The sequence below is a fragment of the Pseudomonas deceptionensis genome, from assembly GCF_900106095.1.
GTDB lineage: Bacteria > Pseudomonadota > Gammaproteobacteria > Pseudomonadales > Pseudomonadaceae > Aquipseudomonas > Aquipseudomonas deceptionensis.
The window spans coordinates 1,051,860-1,071,048 of record NZ_FNUD01000002.1 but is presented as its reverse complement, the minus strand read 5'-3'; the positions used below and the strand labels follow the sequence as shown (position 1 = coordinate 1,071,048).

General features: G+C 59.6%; 18 protein-coding genes. 10 read left to right on the top strand and 8 right to left on the bottom strand.

From position 1 onward, the window contains the following. Positions 1 to 52 precede the first annotated feature (52 nt). A complete protein-coding gene (locus BLW11_RS04720; protein WP_048361386.1) occupies positions 53 to 1,354 on the bottom strand; it encodes an NAD(P)/FAD-dependent oxidoreductase in 1,302 nt (433 codons plus the stop codon). Positions 1,355 to 1,501: 147 nt separating this feature from the next. Between BLW11_RS04720 and BLW11_RS04715 the strand changes: the two genes are divergently transcribed. Then, the gene (locus tag BLW11_RS04715) at positions 1,502 to 1,855 is read left to right on the top strand and encodes a YkgJ family cysteine cluster protein (protein ID WP_003437837.1); all 354 of its coding nucleotides are present in this window, start codon (positions 1,502 to 1,504) and stop codon (positions 1,853 to 1,855) included. 127 nt (positions 1,856 to 1,982) lie between these two features. Here the strand turns inward: BLW11_RS04715 and BLW11_RS04710 are convergent, their stop codons facing one another. Continuing rightward, on the bottom strand, positions 1,983 to 2,471 hold the full coding sequence (locus tag BLW11_RS04710; RefSeq protein WP_048361387.1) for an Lrp/AsnC ligand binding domain-containing protein: 489 nt from the start codon (positions 2,469 to 2,471) through the stop codon (positions 1,983 to 1,985). Positions 2,472 to 2,627: 156 nt separating this feature from the next. Here BLW11_RS04710 and dadA point away from each other — a divergent pair, with 156 nt between their 5' ends. The 6 genes from dadA (at position 2,628) to BLW11_RS04680 (ending at position 8,767) form a co-directional block, all read left to right on the top strand. Continuing rightward, a complete protein-coding gene (dadA, locus tag BLW11_RS04705) occupies positions 2,628 to 3,929 on the top strand; it encodes a D-amino acid dehydrogenase (protein ID WP_048361470.1) in 1,302 nt (433 codons plus the stop codon). Next, a complete protein-coding gene (locus BLW11_RS04700) occupies positions 3,901 to 4,254 on the top strand; it encodes a RidA family protein (RefSeq protein WP_048361388.1) in 354 nt (117 codons plus the stop codon). Before dadA ends, BLW11_RS04700 begins: the two co-directional genes overlap by 29 nt. 102 nt (positions 4,255 to 4,356) lie before the next feature. Beyond that, positions 4,357 to 5,430, top strand: a complete 1,074-nt coding sequence (gene alr / locus BLW11_RS04695; protein WP_048361389.1) for an alanine racemase — start codon at positions 4,357 to 4,359, stop codon at positions 5,428 to 5,430. Between the two features lie 126 nt (positions 5,431 to 5,556). Then, positions 5,557 to 6,105: a cupin domain-containing protein gene (locus BLW11_RS04690; protein WP_048361390.1), complete on the top strand. Its 549-nt coding sequence runs from the start codon at positions 5,557 to 5,559 to the stop codon at positions 6,103 to 6,105. 181 nt (positions 6,106 to 6,286) lie between these two features. Next, positions 6,287 to 6,700, top strand: coding sequence for a c-type cytochrome (locus BLW11_RS04685; protein WP_048361391.1), 414 nt, complete (start codon positions 6,287 to 6,289; stop codon positions 6,698 to 6,700). Positions 6,701 to 6,844: 144 nt separating this feature from the next. After that, on the top strand, positions 6,845 to 8,767 hold the full coding sequence (locus tag BLW11_RS04680) for an acetyl-CoA hydrolase/transferase C-terminal domain-containing protein (protein ID WP_048361392.1): 1,923 nt from the start codon (positions 6,845 to 6,847) through the stop codon (positions 8,765 to 8,767). Between the two features lie 114 nt (positions 8,768 to 8,881). Here BLW11_RS04680 and BLW11_RS04675 read toward each other — a convergent pair whose 3' ends face one another. After that, positions 8,882 to 9,454, bottom strand: a complete 573-nt coding sequence (locus BLW11_RS04675; protein WP_048361393.1) for a xanthine phosphoribosyltransferase — start codon at positions 9,452 to 9,454, stop codon at positions 8,882 to 8,884. A 56-nt stretch (positions 9,455 to 9,510) separates the two neighbouring features. Next, positions 9,511 to 11,520: a DNA helicase Rep gene (rep, locus tag BLW11_RS04670; RefSeq protein ID WP_048361394.1), complete on the bottom strand. Its 2,010-nt coding sequence runs from the start codon at positions 11,518 to 11,520 to the stop codon at positions 9,511 to 9,513. Positions 11,521 to 11,782: 262 nt separating this feature from the next. On the opposite strand from rep, the gene BLW11_RS04665 reads away from it, so the two are divergent. Next, the gene (locus BLW11_RS04665; RefSeq protein ID WP_048361395.1) at positions 11,783 to 13,453 is read left to right on the top strand and encodes a putative bifunctional diguanylate cyclase/phosphodiesterase; all 1,671 of its coding nucleotides are present in this window, start codon (positions 11,783 to 11,785) and stop codon (positions 13,451 to 13,453) included. Between the two features lie 22 nt (positions 13,454 to 13,475). Here the strand turns inward: BLW11_RS04665 and BLW11_RS04660 are convergent, their stop codons facing one another. After that, positions 13,476 to 14,876, bottom strand: a complete 1,401-nt coding sequence (locus BLW11_RS04660) for a NorM family multidrug efflux MATE transporter (protein ID WP_048361471.1) — start codon at positions 14,874 to 14,876, stop codon at positions 13,476 to 13,478. Positions 14,877 to 15,029: 153 nt separating this feature from the next. On the opposite strand from BLW11_RS04660, the gene BLW11_RS04655 reads away from it, so the two are divergent. Then, entirely contained in the window at positions 15,030 to 15,950 is a 921-nt protein-coding gene (locus tag BLW11_RS04655) for a LysR substrate-binding domain-containing protein (RefSeq protein WP_048361396.1), read from the top strand. Positions 15,951 to 15,960: 10 nt separating this feature from the next. Here BLW11_RS04655 and BLW11_RS04650 read toward each other — a convergent pair whose 3' ends face one another. The 3 genes from BLW11_RS04650 to BLW11_RS04640 form a co-directional block, all read right to left on the bottom strand. Continuing rightward, positions 15,961 to 17,454 carry a YifB family Mg chelatase-like AAA ATPase gene (locus tag BLW11_RS04650; RefSeq protein WP_048361397.1) on the bottom strand — a complete coding sequence of 498 codons (1,494 nt, stop codon included), beginning with the start codon at positions 17,452 to 17,454 and terminating at the stop codon, positions 15,961 to 15,963. Between the two features lie 225 nt (positions 17,455 to 17,679). Then, positions 17,680 to 18,102: a bleomycin resistance protein gene (locus BLW11_RS04645; protein ID WP_048361398.1), complete on the bottom strand. Its 423-nt coding sequence runs from the start codon at positions 18,100 to 18,102 to the stop codon at positions 17,680 to 17,682. A 43-nt stretch (positions 18,103 to 18,145) separates the two neighbouring features. Next, entirely contained in the window at positions 18,146 to 18,406 is a 261-nt protein-coding gene (locus BLW11_RS04640; RefSeq protein WP_048361399.1) for an accessory factor UbiK family protein, read from the bottom strand. Positions 18,407 to 18,822: 416 nt separating this feature from the next. Here BLW11_RS04640 and glnK point away from each other — a divergent pair, with 416 nt between their 5' ends. Next, positions 18,823 to 19,161 carry a P-II family nitrogen regulator gene (gene glnK, locus BLW11_RS04635; protein ID WP_002555808.1) on the top strand — a complete coding sequence of 113 codons (339 nt, stop codon included), beginning with the start codon at positions 18,823 to 18,825 and terminating at the stop codon, positions 19,159 to 19,161. The last annotated feature ends 28 nt before the right edge of the window (positions 19,162 to 19,189 follow it).

Below are 19,189 nucleotides of genomic sequence, written 5' to 3'. Positions count from 1 at the left end.
ACGACCCCTTCGGGCTCGATCGCAGCCTGCGGCAGCGGCTACAGGGTTTTATTCAGCGCAGCTCTTTCAACCGATGCCACAGCATCCCCAGCGCCAGCAGCGGCGAACGCAGGTATTTGCCGCCAGGGAAGGTGATGTGCGGGACCTTGGCAAACAGGTCAAAGCCGTTACTGTGCTGGCCACTGATAGCCTCGGCCAGCAACTTGCCCGCCAGGTGAGTCACGTTAACCCCGTGCCCTGAATATGCCTGAGCGTAATACACGTTGGGCTGCGCTTGCAGGCGGCCGATCTGTGGCAAACGGTTGGCACCGATACCGATCATCCCGCCCCACTGGTAATCAATTTTCACGTCTTTGAGGTGCGGGAACACTTCCAGCATTTTGGGGCGCATATACGCCGCAATATCCTGCGGATCGCGCCCCGAATAATGGCAGGCACCCCCAAACAGCAAGCGACGATCCGCCGAAAGCCGGTAGTAATCCAGCGCCACACGTTGATCGCACACCGCCATGTTTTGCGGCAGCAAAGCCCGGGCCTGAGCCTCACTCAACGGCTCGGTGGCGATGATGTAACTGCCCGCAGGCAGCACTTTGCCACTGAGTTGCGGGTTGAGATCCTTGAGATAAGCGTTGCAACCCAGCACCAGGCTTTTGGCCCGCACTGAGCCCTGCGCCGTGTGTACCCGTACTTCGGGGCCGTAATCGATCCGGGTCACCGCGGAATTTTCGAACAGCTTCACACCCAGTTGCGCAGCTGCCGCCGCTTCGCCCAGGGCAAGGTTGAGAGGGTGCAAATGCCCCGACCCCATGTCGATAAGCCCCCCGACATAACGATCGGAGCCCACCACGCTGCGGACCTCGTTGGCTTGCAGCAGTCGGGTTTCATGGCGATAGCCCAAACTGCTCAGCTCTTGGGCCTCCAGGGCAAAACCTTCCAGATCACGGGGTTTGTTGGCCAGGTCGCAATAGCCCCAGGTCAGGTCGCAGGCAATGTTGAACCGCTCGACGCGCTGGCGGACGATCTCCACCGCCTCCAGCCCCATGAGTTTCATTTGCCGAACGCTGTCCTTGCCGATGATGCCTTCAAATTGCTCAAGGCCATGGCCAACGCCACGAATCAACTGACCGCCATTGCGCCCGCTGGCACCCCAACCGATCTTGCGGGCTTCGAGCAACACCACGCTCATGCCACGCTCGGCCAGTTCCAGCGCGGTATTCAAGCCGGAGAAGCCACCGCCCACCACGCACACATCGGCCATTAGTTCGCCTTGCAGTACCGGATGATCGGGCTGCGGCAAGCTGCTGGCGGCGTAATAAGAAGCAGTGTGCTGGCTGCGCGGATCCGGGGCGCTCATGTGCGTAATCCTGATTATTGATGTTTGGAAAATTTGACGGAGCATAAGCCGCGCCATTCCCACGGGGCAAGAACAGCCGGACGGCGCTGTCTAGGGTAGGGGTTTTCAGGCAGACTCTGCGGCCTTTTCAAAATCGGTAAATCCTGGATGAGCTGCAACAGTCACAAGATCCGCTTTCTTCGTCAGCAAATCCCCTCGTTCGAATGCGTGCCGGGTTGCCATGACTGCTGCGGGCCCGTGACCACCTCATCCGAAGAAATGGCCCGTTTGCCGCGCAAGACAGCCGCCGAGCAGGAAGCCGCGATGGACGAGCTTAACTGTGTGCATCTGGGGCCCAATGGCTGCACGGTGTATGAAGAGCGGCCATTGATCTGCCGTCTGTTCGGTACCACGCCGACCCTGCCTTGCCCCAACGGCCGACGGCCGGTGGAGATGATTCACCCCAGCGCCGAGAAGCTGGTCCACGAATACATCGCCAGTACGCGGCAGGTGCTGGTTTAAAAGAGCAAGAGACCCTCACCCTAACCCTCTCCCTGATGGAGAGGGGACTAAAGGCAAAAGCAGATCTGCGCAACGCCTCAAATCGGCTCACTCTCACTCGGGAGAGGGCTGGGGTGAGGGGAAGCTGTCAATCGGCAATCGGCAAGTTCAGGCTCTCTTTCACTTCTTCCATCACGATGTAGCTCTTGGACTCCCGCACATGGGGCAACTTGAGCAGGATGTCGCCCAGCAGCTTGCGGTACGAGGCCATCTCGCTGATCCGCGCTTTCACCAGATAGTCAAAATCGCCTGATACCAAATGGCACTCCAGCACGTGAGGCAACTTCAGCACCGCCCGGCGAAACTCGTCGAAGGTATCGCCCGACTTGTAATCAAGGCTGATCTCCACGAACACCAGCAGGCTGCCCTGCAGTTGCTGCGGGTTGAGCCGGGCGTTGTAACCCATGATGATCCCTTCGCGCTCCAGACGGCGCACCCGCTCGGTACAGGGCGTAGTGGACAGCCCGACCTTCTCTCCCAGCTCGGTAAACGAGATGCGTCCATCGACCTGAAGGATGCGCAAAATGTTTCGATCAATCTTGTCCAGTTCACGCTTTGTTTGATGATTTGTACGCATAGGAGAATCTCCTCCGTGAAAAGGGTTTTGGCCGAGAATTGTCGCCAAATATAGCTTCTTATACAGTGAATTCCACTAGCCAATGCTTCATATACTGCGCTCATCTTCGCTTTGAACAATAAACGTCTGCGGCTGGCCGCGATGAGGGATATGAATATGCGAGTTATGGTATTGGGTGGCGGCGTTATTGGTACTGCCAGCGCCTATTATCTGGCCCGAGCCGGTTTCGATGTGGTCGTCGTAGACCGTCAGCCAGCCGTAGCAATGGAAACCAGTTTTGCCAACGCCGGCCAGGTGTCCCCTGGCTATGCTTCGCCATGGGCCGCGCCGGGCGTGCCGCTCAAAGCGATCAAATGGCTGCTGGAGCGCCACGCGCCTCTGGCCATCAAGGCGACTGCCAATATCGACCAGTACCTGTGGATGGCGCAGATGCTGCGCAACTGCACTGCCAGCCGTTATGCCGTGAACAAGGAGCGCATGGTTCGCCTGTCCGAGTACAGCCGTGACTGCCTCGATGAACTGCGTGCCGAAACCGGTATTGCCTACGAGGCTCGCAACCTCGGTACAACTCAACTGTTCCGCACCCAGGCACAACTGGATGGCGCAGCCAAAGACATCGCCGTACTTAAAGAATCCGGCGTGCCTTTCGAGCTGCTCGACCGCGCCGGCATTGCCCGGGTTGAGCCGGCACTGGCCAACGTCACCGATATTCTGGCCGGCGCCCTGCGCCTGCCGAATGACCAGACCGGCGACTGCCAGATGTTCACCACCCGCCTGGCTGAAATGGCCAAGAATCTGGGTGTCGAGTTCCGCTTCGGCCAGGACATCCAGCATCTGGACTACGCGGGCGACCGCATCAATGGCGTGATGATCGACGGCAAACTCGAAACCGCCGATCGCTATGTACTGGCACTGGGCAGCTACTCACCGCAAATGCTCAAGCCATTGGGGATCAAGGCTCCGGTTTACCCGCTCAAGGGTTACTCGTTGACCATTCCGATTACCAACCCGGACATGGCCCCGACCTCGACCATTCTCGACGAAACCTACAAAGTTGCGATCACCCGTTTCGACAACCGCATCCGCGTTGGCGGCATGGCTGAAATCGCCGGTTTTGACCTGTCGCTGAACCCGCGTCGACGCGAAACCCTGGAGATGATCGTCAACGACCTTTATCCTCAGGGCGGTGATCTGAGCCAGGCCAGTTTCTGGACCGGCCTGCGCCCGACCACACCGGACGGTACACCGATCGTGGGCGCAACCCCGTTCAAAAACCTGTTCCTGAACACCGGTCATGGCACACTCGGTTGGACCATGGCCTGCGGCTCCGGTCGTTTCCTTGCGGACGTGATGGCTAAAAAGACCCCGCAAATCAGCGCCGAAGGCCTTGATATTTCCCGCTACGGCAACCACCAGGAGACTGCAAAACATGGCAATCCAGCGCCAGCTCACCAATGACCGCATGAGCCAGATCGTTGCCCATAACGGTACTGTTTACCTGTCCGGGCAAGTTGGTGACGACATGAACGCCGGGGTTGAACAGCAAACCCGCGAAACACTGGCTAACATCGAGCACTTGCTGGACCTGGCGGGCACTGACAAAAGCCGCATTCTGTCGGTGACCATCTACCTCAAAGACATCGATGCCGATTTTGTCGGTATGAACAGCGTGTGGGACCAGTGGCTGCCTAAAGGCGTCGCACCGGCCCGCGCTACCGTTGAAGCCAAATTGTGCGAACCGGAAATCCTGGTCGAACTGTCTGTCGTCGCGGCACTGCCATAACCTTTTTGCTTCAGTACCAAGTCCCTCTTCCGGCGCGGCACGCGGTTAACGTCGCAGGCCAGCGCCGGTTTTTTATTCAGCAGCCGTTAGAAGCCCGCCCCCATGCGCCCAGCCCGTGCCCTGATCGACCTCCAAGCCCTGCGTCACAACTACCAACTGGCCCGTGAGGTCACGGGGGCCAAAGCCCTCGCTGTGATCAAGGCCGATGCCTACGGCCACGGTGCCGTGCGCTGCGCCCAAGCCCTTGAGGCTGAAGCCGACGGTTTTGCCGTCGCCTGTATTGAAGAAGCACTGGAACTGCGCGCCGCCGGTATTCGCGCGCCCATCCTGCTGCTCGAAGGTTTTTTTGAAGCCGATGAACTGCCACTGATCGTCGAACATGACTTTTGGTGCGTGGTGCATTCGCTGTGGCAACTCGATGCGATCGAGCAGGCCCAACTCGCCACACCTATCCACGTGTGGCTGAAGCTGGACAGCGGCATGCACCGCGTCGGTTTGCACCCAGGCGACTACAAGGCCGCTTACCAGCGTCTGCAGGCTAGCGCCAACGTGGCGAAAATTGTGCTGATGAGCCACTTTGCCCGCGCCGATGAGCTCGATTGCACCCGAAGCGTAGAGCAGGTCGCTGTGTTCCTGGGCGCTCGCGCCGACTTGACGGCAGAAATCAGCTTGCGTAACTCGCCGGCTGTACTCGGCTGGCCACGCGTGCCAAGTGACTGGGTACGCCCGGGCCTGATGCTGTACGGCACCTCGCCATTCGAAGAACCCCAGGCCACTGCATCACGCCTGCAGCCGGTGATGACCCTGGAGTCCAAAGTGATCTGCGTACGCGAATTGCCTGCCGGCGAACCGGTCGGTTATGGCGCGAAGTTCGTCACCCCAAAACCGATGCGTATTGGTGTTGTGGCCATGGGTTATGCCGACGGCTACCCGCGTCAGGCACCGACCGGCACCCCGGTACTGGTGGCCGGTGTGCGCAGCCAATTGCTGGGCCGGGTTTCGATGGACATGCTGTGCATCGACCTCACCGATGTACCCCAGGCCGGGCTCGGCTCGACGGTCGAACTGTGGGGCAAAAACATCCTCGCCAGTGAAGTGGCCGGCAAGGCAGACACCATTCCTTACCAGATTTTCTGCAACCTGAAACGAGCGCCACGCCTCTATTCCGGGAGCTGATGGGTTGTATCCAATATGCGGGGCCAAATGGGCACCCAGGTTTGAAGTCGAAGTGTTGTAAATACTGAACGCTATCGCCATGATGGCGACTTCTCGACCTGAATCTGACCCCAGGAGGCTCCCGCATTGGACGTCGGTGAACGACTGCAATCCATCCGCAAACTCAAAGGCCTGTCACAGCGTGAACTCGCCAAGCGCGCGGGCGTCACCAACAGCACTATTTCGATGATCGAAAAGAACAGCGTGAGCCCTTCAATAAGCTCCCTGAGAAAAGTGCTGAGTGGCATCCCCATATCTATGGTCGAGTTTTTTTCCGAAGAAATCCTTCAAGAAAACCCGACGCAGATTGTCTACAAAGCCAATGAACTGATCGATATTTCCGATGGTGCCGTGACCATGAAGCTGGTCGGCAAGGCACATCCGAGCCGGGCCATCGCGTTTCTCAACGAGATCTACCCACCGGGCGCCGATACCGGGGACGAAATGTTGACCCATGAAGGTGAAGAAACCGGGATTTTGCTCGAAGGTCGCCTAGAGTTGACCGTAGGTCTTGAGACTTTCCTGCTTGAAGCCGGTGACAGCTACTATTTTGAAAGCTCAAAGCCACACCGTTTCCGTAATCCGTTCGACGTTGCGGCGCGACTAATCAGCGCAGCCACCCCGGCGAACTTCTAAGAACAGAGGCGCCCTGCCTGCATGCAGAGGCACCCGATGATGCATTTCGCCACCTCTATTCCCCCTTTGTCTTTAGGGTTGTTTCAGAGTGGCGGGCTAACCGTTATACTTTCGCCCGCCCGCGAAACCGTGGTTGTGGGCGTGACTAGCCACCATTGAGGGTGTACGCGTGAACCTAATTATGAAAATGCTGGCCGTACCAGCAGCAGTAGTGGCCCTATGGGCAGTCAACGCTCAGGCAGCAACGAACGATGACATCGCAAAACGTCTTGAGCCAGTCGGCAAAGTCTGTGTTCAAGGCCAGGAATGCAAAGGGATGGAAGTAACAGCCTCTGTGGGCGGTGGTGGTGGTATGTCGGCAGATGACATCATTGCCAAGCACTGCAGCGCCTGCCACAGCACCGGCCTGCTGGGCGCACCGAAAATCGGTGACACCGCAGCCTGGAAAGAACGCGCCGATCACCAGGGCGGCCTTGATGGCATCCTGGCCAAGGCCATCACCGGTATCAACGCCATGCCGCCTAAAGGCACTTGCATGACGTGCTCCGATGAAGACCTCAAAGGTGCCATCGAGAAGATGTCCGGTTTGAAGTAAGCCGACACTCTCTAAAAAAGCCGCTGATGGGCGGCTTTTTTGTGCCCGGGATTTGAGCCGGTCCGCACCTCCACACTGGCCTTTGCCAGCAGGAGCACTCACTCTCTATCCCGTCTATATTCAAGGATGGATAAGGAGAGTCAGATGGTGCAGTCATGTTCGATCGAACGCGCAGTCGATGATGTACTGGCGCGTCTACCCATGCATATTCACCTTGGCCTGCCTTTGGGCCTGGGCAAGGCCAACCGATTCGTCAACGCCTTGTATCAGCGGATCAAGCAGCTGCCCGAGCGGCAACTGACGATCTACACCGCCCTAAGCCTCGGCCGCCCGCCACTTGGGGACGGTTTGCAACGGCTGTTTCTGGAGCCTTTTGTCGAGCGGGTATTTGGCGATTACATCGAACTGGACTACCTCGCCGATCTGCATCACAACCACATGCCCGAGAACATCCACGTCGAGCAGTTCTTCATGCAGCCGGGTAGCCTGCTCAACAGCCCTGCGGCCCAGCAGGATTACGTCAGCAGCAATTACAGCCACGCGGCCCGCGACATCAATGCCAGCGGCCTCAATCTGGTAGCGCAACTGATTGCCCGCGACCCGCAAGATGCACGGCGCGTGAGCCTGAGCTGCAACCCCGACATCACCCTCGATTTATTGCCCATGATCGCCAAGCGCCGAGCCGCGGGCGAAACTATTCTGATGCTGGGCCAGGTGCACAGTGACTTGCCCTATATGCCCGGCGACTCAGAGCTCAACACCGACGATTTTGACTACCTGATCGACGACGATGAGCGCACCACGCTATTTTCTACCCCCAACATGCCCGTGACCCTGCAAGACCACTTCATTGGCGTGCACGCCAGCACCCTGATACGCGACGGCGGCACTTTACAGATTGGTATTGGCTCCATGGGGGATGCCCTGAGTGCTGCCTTGCTCGCGCGTCATGGCGACAACGAGGGCTATCGCGCCTTGCTCGACGCGATCGATATCACGCCCTGGCGCACGCTGATTGAGCAGCAGGGCGGGGTCGAGCCGTTCGCCCGGGGCTTGTACGGTTGCAGCGAAATGTTTGTGCACGGGCTGATGGTGCTGGCGGATGCCGGGATTGTGCGGCGCAAGGTCTACCCCGATGCCGAACGGCAAGCCCAGGCCAATGCGGGCACCCTGGACGAAAGCCTGCACAGCGACGGGGTGAGTGTCCACGGCGGCTTCATTCTCGGCCCGCAGAGCTTTTATCAGCGGCTACGGGAACTGCCTCACAGCAAGCGCGCCGAATTCAACATGACTGCCATCAGCTACATCAACGAACTGTTCGGCCAGGAGGCGCTCAAGCGCCTGCAGCGGCGCGATGCCCGCTTTGTGAACAGTGCCTTCACCGCCACCTTGCTTGGCGCGGCCGTAGCCGATCAGCTGCAAGACGGGCGAGTGCTCAGCGGCGTCGGCGGGCAATACAACTTCGTCGCCCAGGGCCACGCGCTGCATGACGCACGCTCGGTGATCATCCTGCGCAGCTGGCGTGAGTCGGGCGGTGATGTTAGCTCCAACATCGTCTGGGAATACGGCCATTGCACCATCCCGCGGCATTTGCGCGACATCGTGATCACCGAATACGGCATCGCCGATTTACGCGGCAAAACCGACCGCACCGTGATCGAAGCGCTGCTCAATATCAGCGACTCGCGCTTCCAGAGCGAACTGATCGCGCAGGCGCAACAAATCGGCAAACTGCCCAAGGACTTTTGCCTCGATCCACGGTTTGCCGACAACAGCCCGGAACGCTTGCAGGGGATTGCCGCGAAGCACCCGCACTTGTTCCCGGAGTACCCGCTGGGCAGCGATTTCAGCGCGCAGGAACAGGACCTGCTGCGAGCGTTGAACTGGCTCAAGAGCAAATTCAAGCTCACGCAGATTTACCAGCTGGGCAAAGCCACGCTGGACGCGCCATCGCCGCAGGCATTCCCTGAACACCTCGCGCGCATGCAGCTGGCCAAGCCTGACGGGTTGCGCGAGGAGCTGTATCAGCGTTTGCTGCTGGCGGGGCTTCATGCAACCAAACACTGATGTAGCCGCTGAGGAGCGAAGCGAGGCTGCGATGGGCAGCGCCGCGGCCCCGGCTTTTGAACGCAAGGTCCTGCGGCCCTTATCGCAGCCTGCGGCAGCGGCTACAAAGCAGAATTACTCGATAAAGGTCACTTTACCGCCTGCCAGGGATTTGACCCGGGCCAGGGATTCTACGCGGTAGCCCTGCGCGTCCAGCTCGGCACGGCCGCCCTGGAACGACTTCTCAATCACGATGCCCAGACCGGCAACGGTAGCGCCGGCTTGTTTGATGATCGAAATAAGCGCCTGCGAAGCCTTGCCGTTGGCCAGGAAGTCGTCGATCACCAACACACGGTCAGTGCTTTGCAGGTGACGCGGGGAAATCGCCACGGTGCTTTCAGTCTGCTTGGTGAACGAGTACACCGTGGCCGACAGCAAGTTTTCAGTCAGTGTCAGGGACTGGTGCTTACGCGCGAAAATCACAGGTACACCCAAGTTCAAGCCAGTCATCACGGCAGGGGCAATACCCGACGCTTCGATGGTGACGATCTTGGTGATGCCCGAATCCTTGAACAAACGCGCAAACTCGTCGCCAATTTCTTTCATCAGCGCAGGGTCGATCTGGTGGTTCAAAAAGGCATCAACCTTCAAAACCTGATCGGAAAGCACGATGCCTTCTTCGCGAATTTTCTTGTGCAGTGCTTCCAACGTAACGTCCTCAAATAGCGCTTATGCGCTGAAGGTAGAGTAAAAAATAGTCGATTCTAGCGTTTTAACATCGCGCGTATGTCGGCCAATGCCGTATTTCCGCGAACCGCTTTCACTTCCGTGGGGGTATCGTCGTTGCCTTCCCAGGCCAGATCGTCCGGTGGCAACTCATCGAGGAAACGACTCGGCGCACAATCGATGATCTCGCCGTACTGCTTGCGCTTGGCGGCGAAGGTAAAGGCCAGCGTCTCACGGGCACGGGTAATGCCCACATAGGCCAGACGCCGTTCTTCTTCAATGGTGTCCGCCTCAATGCTGGAGCGGTGCGGCAGGATTTCTTCTTCCATGCCCATGATGAACACGTAGGGGAATTCCAGGCCCTTCGAGGCGTGCAAGGTCATCATCTGCACGCCTTCAGCACCGTCTTCCTCTTCTTGCTGACGCTCAAGCATGTCGCGCAACACCAGCTTGCCGATGGCTTCCTCGATGGTCATGGCCCCGTCTTCGTCTTTTTCGAGGGTGTTTTTCAACGCCTCGACCAGGAACCAGACGTTGGACATGCGGTAGTCCGCCGCCTTTTCGCTGGAGCTGTTGGTGCGCAGCCAGTTCTCGTAGTCGATGTCCATGATCATGCTGCGCAGTGCAGATATCGGGTCTTCGCCAGAGCATTGTTGCCGCACGCGGTCCATAAAGCGCTTGAAGCGTGCCAGACGATCAGTGAAGCGAGCGTCCAGATGCTCACCCAGACCGATTTCATCGGTGGCGGCATACATCGAGATTTTGCGCTCGGTGGCGTAGTTGCCGAGCTTTTCCAGCGTGGTGGAGCCGATTTCGCGACGCGGGACGTTAATCACCCGCAAGAACGCGTTGTCGTCGTCCGGGTTCACAATCAGGCGGAAGTAGGCCATCAGGTCTTTCACTTCCTGGCGCCCGAAGAAGCTGTTACCGCCCGACAAACGGTAGGGGATCTGATGGTGCTGCAGCTTCAATTCGATCAGTTTGGCCTGGTAGTTACCGCGATACAGGATCGCAAAGTCGCTGTATGGCCGGTCAGTACGCAGGTGCAGGGTAAGAATTTCGACGGCCACGCGCTCGGCTTCGGCGTCTTCGTTGCGACAGCGAATGACCCGGACTTCGTCGCCGTGGCCCATTTCACTCCACAGTTGCTTCTCGAATTCGTGGGGGTTGTTCGAAATCAGCACGTTGGCGCAGCGCAGAATGCGGCTGGTGGAGCGATAGTTTTGCTCCAGCATCACCACTTTCAGGGACGGGTAATCGTCCTTGAGCAGCATCAGGTTTTCCGGGCGGGCGCCGCGCCAGGCGTAGATCGACTGGTCGTCATCACCTACCACGGTGAACTGATTGCGCGTGCCAATCAGGTATTTGACCAGCAAATACTGGCTGGCATTGGTGTCCTGATATTCGTCCACCAGCAGGTAACGGACTTTGTTCTGCCACTTTTCACGGATGTCGGCGTGCTCTTCGAACAGCTTCACCGGCAGCAGGATCAGGTCGTCAAAGTCCACCGCGTTGTAGGCCTTGAGCGTGCGCTGATAGTGGGTGTAGACGATCGCAGCCGTCTGTTCCTTGGGGTTGCGCGCGTTTTCCAGTGCCTGGGGCGGCAGGATCAGGTCGTTTTTCCACGAGCCGATCATGTTCTTGATTTCGTCGACCCCGTCGTCGCCCGAGTATTCCTTTTGCATGATGTCGGTCATCAGCGCTTTGACGTCGGCCTCGTCAAAAATCGAGAAGCCCGGCTTGTAACCCAGCCGCGCATGCTCCTTGCGGATGATGTTCAGCCCCAGGTTGTGGAACGTACACACCGTCAAGCCGCGACCTTCGCCCTTCTTGAGCAAAGTGCCGACCCGCTCTTTCATCTCGCGAGCGGCCTTGTTGGTAAAGGTCATGGCGACGATGTACTGGGCACGGATGCCACAGTTCTGGATCAGGTGCGCGATTTTGCGGGTAATCACGCTGGTTTTGCCGGAGCCCGCGCCGGCGAGCACCAAAAGAGGGCCGCCGACGTAGCTCACGGCTTCTTGCTGCCGGGGATTGAGTCGGGACATGACGAGATTAGGGGTCGTTTATAAAAAGGGCGGGCATTTTAACAGGATGAGCAGATATTGCTGCCTCTGTGCGACGGTGTGACACGACACATCATCTAAATTTGCCGCTTTTGTCAGTTTCGCGCAGGATGCAAAGCGTATTGGCGGCTACCGTAAGGTTAACGCTGTAAATAGGTATTTGATAATCAATGTCATTTGCCATTGGTTGTTTGCACGGCATAATGCCCATCGCCTGATTTTTTGCAGAGTCTAGGGAGCTAGCTTGTCTACGCCTGTCGAACCCTTGCGTTTGCTGCTACTGGCCGAAGAGCCATCTTGGGCAGCGTTATTGCGCGAGTGTCTGAGGCCTATGGGAAGCACGGCCGTCATCATTGGCGCGCCAAGCTGGGAGTCTGTCAGCCATCTGTTCGAGAACGATCGAAATGCGCTGCTCCTGACCACCCCGGCCCTGCAGCCTTGCGCAGGCCGCTGTCGCCTGCCCACTGTTTTGTTGCTCGACACCGAGCCAGCAACCGCGCCCCAGGGTGTCAGCGACTGGCTGGTCAGCAGCACCCTGACTTCCGACGTGCTGCGTCGCTGCCTGCGCCATGTGCGCGAACGCGGCGTGCTGGAAAACACGCTGCTGCGCCTGGCCGAAGAAGACCCGCTGACCGGCATCGCCAACCGCCAGGGCTTCCAGACCCTGCTGGCCGTGCGCCTGGCCGAAAGTGACGGCCGCGGCATCGCTCTCGGGCACCTGGACCTGGACAACTTTCGACACGCCAACGACGCGCTGGGCCACCAGGCCGGCGACCGTCTGATCCTGCATGTGGTGGCGCGCCTCAAAAGCCAGCTTGAAGCCGGCGACCAGCTGGCCCGGCTGGGCAGCGACGAGTTCGCCCTCCTGATCAACACCCATCGCGCCCCGGAACGGGCCGAATGGATGGCCGAGCGCATTACCGAGGTCATGGCAGAGCCCTACTGGGTCGATGGCGAAAGCCTGCTGATCGGCTGCAGCCTGGGCATCGCCCATGCACGGGCCAGCGCCGGGGCCGACCCGTTGATGTGGCACGCACATATCGCCATGCAACAGGCCAAAAGCACCCAGGGCTGTACCTTTCACGTGTTTAACGAGCGCATCAATCGCAATGCCCGCAGCCTGGCCGACCTCGAAAGCGAGCTGCGACGGGCCCTGCGTCGTGACGAGCTGGAGCTGCATTACCAGCCGCGCCTGGACCTGGGCACGGGCCAGATTGTCGGGCTCGAGGCGCTGGTTCGCTGGCGTCACACCGAGCGCGGCTTGCTCGCACCCAGCGAGTTCGTGCCGCTGGCCGAGCAAAGCGGGCTGATCGTGCCGCTGGGTTACTGGGTCATTTCCAGGGCCTTGCGCGATATGCAGGCACTGCGCGAACGCGGGCTGGAACCGTTGCATATGGCGGTCAACCTGTCTTTCCGCCAGTTCCAGGACAGCCAGTTGCTGTCGACCCTCAGCCGCCTGATTACCGAACGGGGGGTTGAGGCGCAGTGGCTGGAGTTCGAACTGACCGAAACGGCCGTCATGCGACGCAGTGATCTGGTCAAGCAAACAATGGATGCCCTGGGCCGACTCGGGGTGCGCTTTTCGCTGGATGACTTCGGCACCGGCTTTTCATCGTTTGTGCACCTCAACAGCCTGCCGATTGCGCTGCTCAAGATCGATAAAAGCTTCGTGGGGGGCATGGAAAGCCGCGAAGAAAATCGCAAGCTGGTCCACGCCATGATCAACCTTGCCCACAACCTCAACCTGGAAGTGGTCGCCGAGGGTGTCGAAACCCCCGAGCAGCTTGCTCTTTTGAGGGGGTTTGGCTGCGACCAGGTGCAGGGTTACTTCATCAGCAAACCGCTGCCGCTGGCAGAGCTGGTGGAGTATTTAACCTTTGGGGCTCAGCAAAAGGTGATGCCGCAGGCAATCTAGGCCTGCGGCGACAGGTCGTGCGTCACGCCGCCTCTAACCCCGCCGTTTTCGCCGCCTTGCGCTCGCGCTTGAGCATGCGCCGCACTTTCCATTCGAATGCCAGGCTCAGGCTGATCGCCGCACAGGCCAGGCCCATTGCCAGACCCCACCAGACACCGGCCGGGCCCCAGCCGAAAGTAAAGGCCAGCATCCAGGCCATCGGTGCGCCAATCGCCCAGTAGCAAAACAGCCCGACCAGAAAGGTGGTCTTGGCATCCTTGAGCCCGCGAATCGCCCCCATGGCGATGGTTTGCGCGCCATCGAACAGCTCAAACCATGCAGCCACCGCCAGCAGGCTGACCGCCAGCTCAAACACCGGGCGGAAAGCGGGGTCGTTGTAATCCAGAAACAAGCCCACCAGTTCCTTTGGCCAGAACCAGAACACCACCGAAAACCCGAGCATCACCACGGCGCCGGCACCGATGCCGACCCGGCCGGCCAACCGCGCCCGCTGCAAGTCACCGCCGCCATAATGCTGGCCGATGCGCATGGTGATCGCATACGACATTCCCGCCGGCACCATGAATGCCGTCGATACGATCTGCAACGCGATCTGGTGCGCCGCCAATTGCGTGCTGCCCATGGTGCCCATGCACAGCGCCGCGAAAGCAAACAGCCCGACTTCCACGGCGTAGGTGCCACCAATGGGCAGGCCCAGGCGCCACAGCTCGCGCAGATACGTCATGTTCAAGCGCGACAGCCCTTTGCGAATGGGGTACGCGTCGTAGGCCGGGTGCCTGTGGATATGCCAGGCAAGCCCCAGCGCCATGCAGGTCGCCACAATCGCCGTCACCAGACCAATCCCCATCAGGCCCAGTTTTGGCAGGCCAAACATCCCGGTAATCAGGGCATAGTTGAGCAGGAAGTTAGCCACGGTACCGATCACGCTGATCACCATGACCGGCATCGGGCGGCCCATGGCGCTGGTAAAACCGCGCAAGGCCATAAAGGTCATGTAGCCGGGCAGGGCCAACGGCAGCAGCATCAGAAACTGCCCCGCCATCTCGACGTTGCTCGGGGTTTGCCCAAACAGCAGCAACACGGGTTTGATGTTCCACAACATGATCGCGCCGCCCAGCGCCAGCGCCCACGCCAGCCAGATGCCCGCCTGGGTCAGTCGGGTGGCGCCTTCAATGTCGCCCGCGCCCTGGCGGATCGACACGAGGGTGCCCACAGCCGCAATCACCCCAAGACAGAAGATCGATACAAATGAGTAGCTGGCGGCCCCCAGGCTGCCGCCTGCAAGAGCCTCAGGACTCAGGCGCGCCATCATCAGGGTGTCGGTGAGCACCATCAGCATGTGAGCCAACTGCGAAGCGATCAGCGGCCCTGCAAGCCGCATGATGGCTTTGAGTTCGATACGTGCAGGATGCTGTTTGGTCATCTGTTCGATTTCTGTAGGTGCGTTGAAAGGCTTGATTCTCGGCGCGTTGAGTGTTTTAAGCAAAGGGATAAAAACGATCATTGGCATGACTAAAACTCATGCAAAACCTAATTGGTCCAGACCACACTCCGCAACACAACAGGACAATTCTCCATGTCTCGTAGTCTTCCTCCGCTTTATGCCTTGCGCGCCTTCGAGGCTGCGGCTCGCCATAGTTCGTTTACGCGGGCGGGCGAGGAGCTGTCGATCACCCAGAGTGCCGTCAGCCGTCATATCAAAACCTTGGAGGCGCATTTCGCCTGCCGGTTGTTTCAGCGCAATGGCCGAAGCCTGCAACTCACCGAGGCCGCCCGCCTGTTGCTACCGGGTGTTCGCGAAGGCTTTGCCGCCCTGGAACGGGCCTGTACCACCCTGCGCGCCGAAGATGACATCTTGCGCATGAAAGCTCCTTCAACCCTGACCATGCGCTGGCTCCTGGCCCGCCTGAGCCGCTTTCGTCACTTGCAGGCCGGTAACGAGGTGCAACTGACCAGCGCCTGGATGGACATTGATCATGTGGACTTCAATCAGGAACCGTTCGACTGCGCCGTGCTGCTGAGCAACGGCCACTTCCCGCCTGACTGGGAAGCCACGCTGCTGTTCCCGGAGATGCTGATTCCGGTCGGCGCCCCCAACTTGCAGGATGAACACCCCTGGGACGCCAAGCGGCTGGCCGCCACTGAATTGCTGCACCCCACACCCGATCGTCGTGACTGGCGCCGCTGGCTCGACTGCATGGGCCTTGACGACCAGGTGTCGCTCAAGGGCGGGCAAGTCTTCGACACCCTGGAGCTGGGCATGATTGCCGCTGCCCGGGGCTATGGCGTATCGATGGGCGACTTGCTGATGGTGGCCGAAGACGTTGCCCAGGGCCGCTTGAGCCTGCCATTCAAGGCCGCGGTGGCCAGCGGTGAAAATTACTATCTGGTCTGGCCCAAGACCCGCCCCGGTGGAGAGCGCCTGCGGCGCCTCAGCGATTTTTTGCAACACGAAGTCGCCGCGATGGAACTGCCGGTAGTGCAGCGGTTGGGGTAAGCCGGCGCGATCACACGCTCACCGGTCGATACTGCAATGCCTCCGCCAGGTGCTTGCGCTCAATGCTTGGCGCCTGCTCCAGATCCGCCAGGGTGCGCGCCACCTTGAGCAACCGGTGCGCGGCCCGAAGTGACAAGGTCATTCGCTCGCAGGCCGCCTCCAGCCATGCAGTGTCGACGTCACTCAAAGTGCATTGGGCCCGCACGCCTGGCAGGTCGAGAAAGGCATTGGCGCAGCCCTGGCGTTGCAACTGGCGCTCACGGGCCGCCGCCACCCGCACGGCCGCACTGGCCGTGGTGTCGTCCGAGGCGCGAGGAGGGTTGAGCGCGGTGCTTTCGCGGGCCACGGTCAAATGCAGATCAATGCGATCCAGCAAAGGGCCGGAGAGTTTGTTGCGATAACGCTGGATCTGTTCCGGGGTGCAGCGGCAGCGGCCCGTGGGCTCACCCAGATATCCACAGGGGCAGGGATTCATCGCCGCAACCAGCTGGAAGCGCGCCGGAAAACGCATACGGTCCCGGGCACGGGCGATCACGATAAAGCCTGACTCCATAGGCTCTCTCAACACCTCCAGCACCTTGCGATCGAACTCGGGAAGCTCATCGAGAAACAACACCCCGTGATGGGCCAGGGTAATCTCGCCGGGTTGCGGCTTGGAGCCGCCGCCCACCAACGCCGGGCCTGAGGCAGAATGGTGCGGCTGGCGAAACGGGCGCTGTGGCCAGCAACTCAACGGCACATGGCTGGCCACCGACTGGATGGCCGCCACTTCCAGCGCCTCTTGCTCGTTGAGTGGCGGCAACAAGCCTGGCAGACGGCTGGCCAGCAGGGTTTTGCCGGTGCCGGGTGGGCCGGTGAACAATAAATTGTGGCTGCCCGCTGCGGCGATCAAGAGCGCCCGCTTGGCTGACAGCTGCCCCTGAACATCGCTCAAGTCGGGGTAGGGCTTGCCCGCCTGCAGCAATCCGCTGGCGACATAGGGCTCGATCACCGAGCGCCCGGCGAAATGCGCCACCACCTGCAACAGGTGTTCGACCGCGATCACCCGCAATCCGGATGCCAGGCAAGCCTCTTCGGCATTGGCCAGCGGCACCACCAGGGCCCGGCCCGCCGCCCGCGCCGCCAATGCGGCAGGTAATACGCCCTGAACGGGCCGGATAGCGCCCGACAGGGCCAACTCCCCCAGACACTCCACCTGCTCCAGCGCCGCAGCAGGCAACTGCCCGCTGGCCGCCAGAATGCCCAGCGCAATGGCCACATCAAAGCGCCCGCCGTCCTTGGGCAGATCGGCGGGTGCGAGATTGAGAGTGATACGCCGGGCCGGGAAATCAAGCGCGCAGTTAAGGATCGCGCTGCGCACCCGGTCCTTGCTTTCTTTAACCGCTGTTTCGGGCAATCCGACCAGGGTTAACGCCGGCAACCCATTGGCCAGATGTGCCTCGACCGTAACGGCTGGCGCCTCTACGCCGACCTGGGCGCGGCTGTAAACGATAGCCAGAGCCATGACTCATTCCTTGAGTTCGAAAAGAACGCATCCTGCGCGAGTCGTCAGCCAAGGTCAGGGGGGGAATGGATACGGGATGTGAATGGGTACGCGAAACGCTGGAAACTCCAGACTTGTTCGCGATGCCGGAAACCTGGTTCATCTGACGGTACGAGGCGATGCCATCGCTGGCAAGCCAGCTCCCACAGGAGTAATTGGGGCTGACTGGTTTTTCCTGCCCGTGACCTATAGCGCTTTGATTCCCAGATCCTCAGCAAAGCGCAACAAGTAGCCATCCGGGTCGAGCACCAAAAAGTTGCGCTCGCCAATCAGCATGTCGTTGCTGCGATACCAGCGTTCTTCAAGGGGTTTGCGCAAGGTGTGGCCTGCCGCTTCAAGGCGGGCAATCAGGCTCTGGGCGTGCGGGCACTTGATCGAGAGGTTCATGCCGCGACCGAACGGCGGCTCCAGCGGACCGACACGCCAGGACGACTCTTCATGGTCGTCCTGCTCCAGCATCAACTGGCTGCCATGAAACGACAAAAACGCAAAATGATGCTCGGGCCGTTGGTACTCGATCCTGAAGCCGAGCACCTCACAGTAGTAGTGAAGGCTACGGGCAAGATCCGAGACGATCATCTCGGGCACCAGCGGGTTCATGACCAGCATATGAAAACTTCCTTGTTTTTGTGAAACGCACCGCCGTTGAGCATTACTCGGTCGGTGGCAACAGTCTGGCTTCCAGCTCGGCCACTTTGGCCTCCAGGCTTTCGAGGCGCGCACGGGTGCGGGCCAGGACCACCATCTGACTGTCGAATTCTTCGCGGCTCACCAGGTCCAGTTTACTGAAGCCACTTTGCAGCAACGCTTTGAACTGGCTTTCGATTTCGTTGCGCGGCAGCGCGGTTTCGCCGCTGAACAAGCGTGAGGCGTGGCCACCAAGGGCGTCGAGAAGGTCTTTGGGCGCAAGCATGGGTAAGGTCCTTAAAACTGATGGCGCCGAGTGTATCACGGGGTCTCACGGCTCATTGCCGGCGGACTTCTGCACATTTTTCGCGCACCCCCGGTACCGGCCACGCACCATCTTCGCGCACAAACACCCCGGTAAATCAGGCAAAAAGCCATCAACTTCCCATAAATCGCTGTAATTGCTGACTTTTCCAGACATGGCAAGGTTTCTGCTTAGTCGTACATGACTCATGCACTGATGCAGCAGCTGTGACGAAGGCAGTGCGGCAGGTGGTTCAAGGAGTGTTTTCATCACCCGCGACTTACACACGTTGTGCAGCCTGAAGAAGGCTAACGACGCGTTACAAAGCCAGACACTGCGCTTAGACTTGAGCCGGGTTTGTTTTCCTGGGGCAAGTCCACCAATTCGGGAGAAGTTTCATGAAGCTAGTCACCGCCATTATCAAGCCGTTCAAGTTAGACGACGTGCGCGAGTCGCTGTCCGAAATCGGCGTACAAGGCATTACCGTTACTGAGGTCAAAGGCTTCGGCCGGCAGAAGGGTCACACCGAGCTGTATCGCGGCGCGGAATACGTGGTCGATTTTCTGCCAAAGGTGAAGATTGATGTCGCCATTGACGACAAGGATCTTGATCGGGTTATCGAGGCGATAACCAAGGCTGCCAACACCGGCAAGATTGGTGACGGCAAGATTTTCGTGGTCAATCTGGAACAGGCTATTCGCATCCGTACCGGCGAAACCGATACCGACGCAATCTAAGCCGCCAAACCCCAACGCCCCAGGAGAA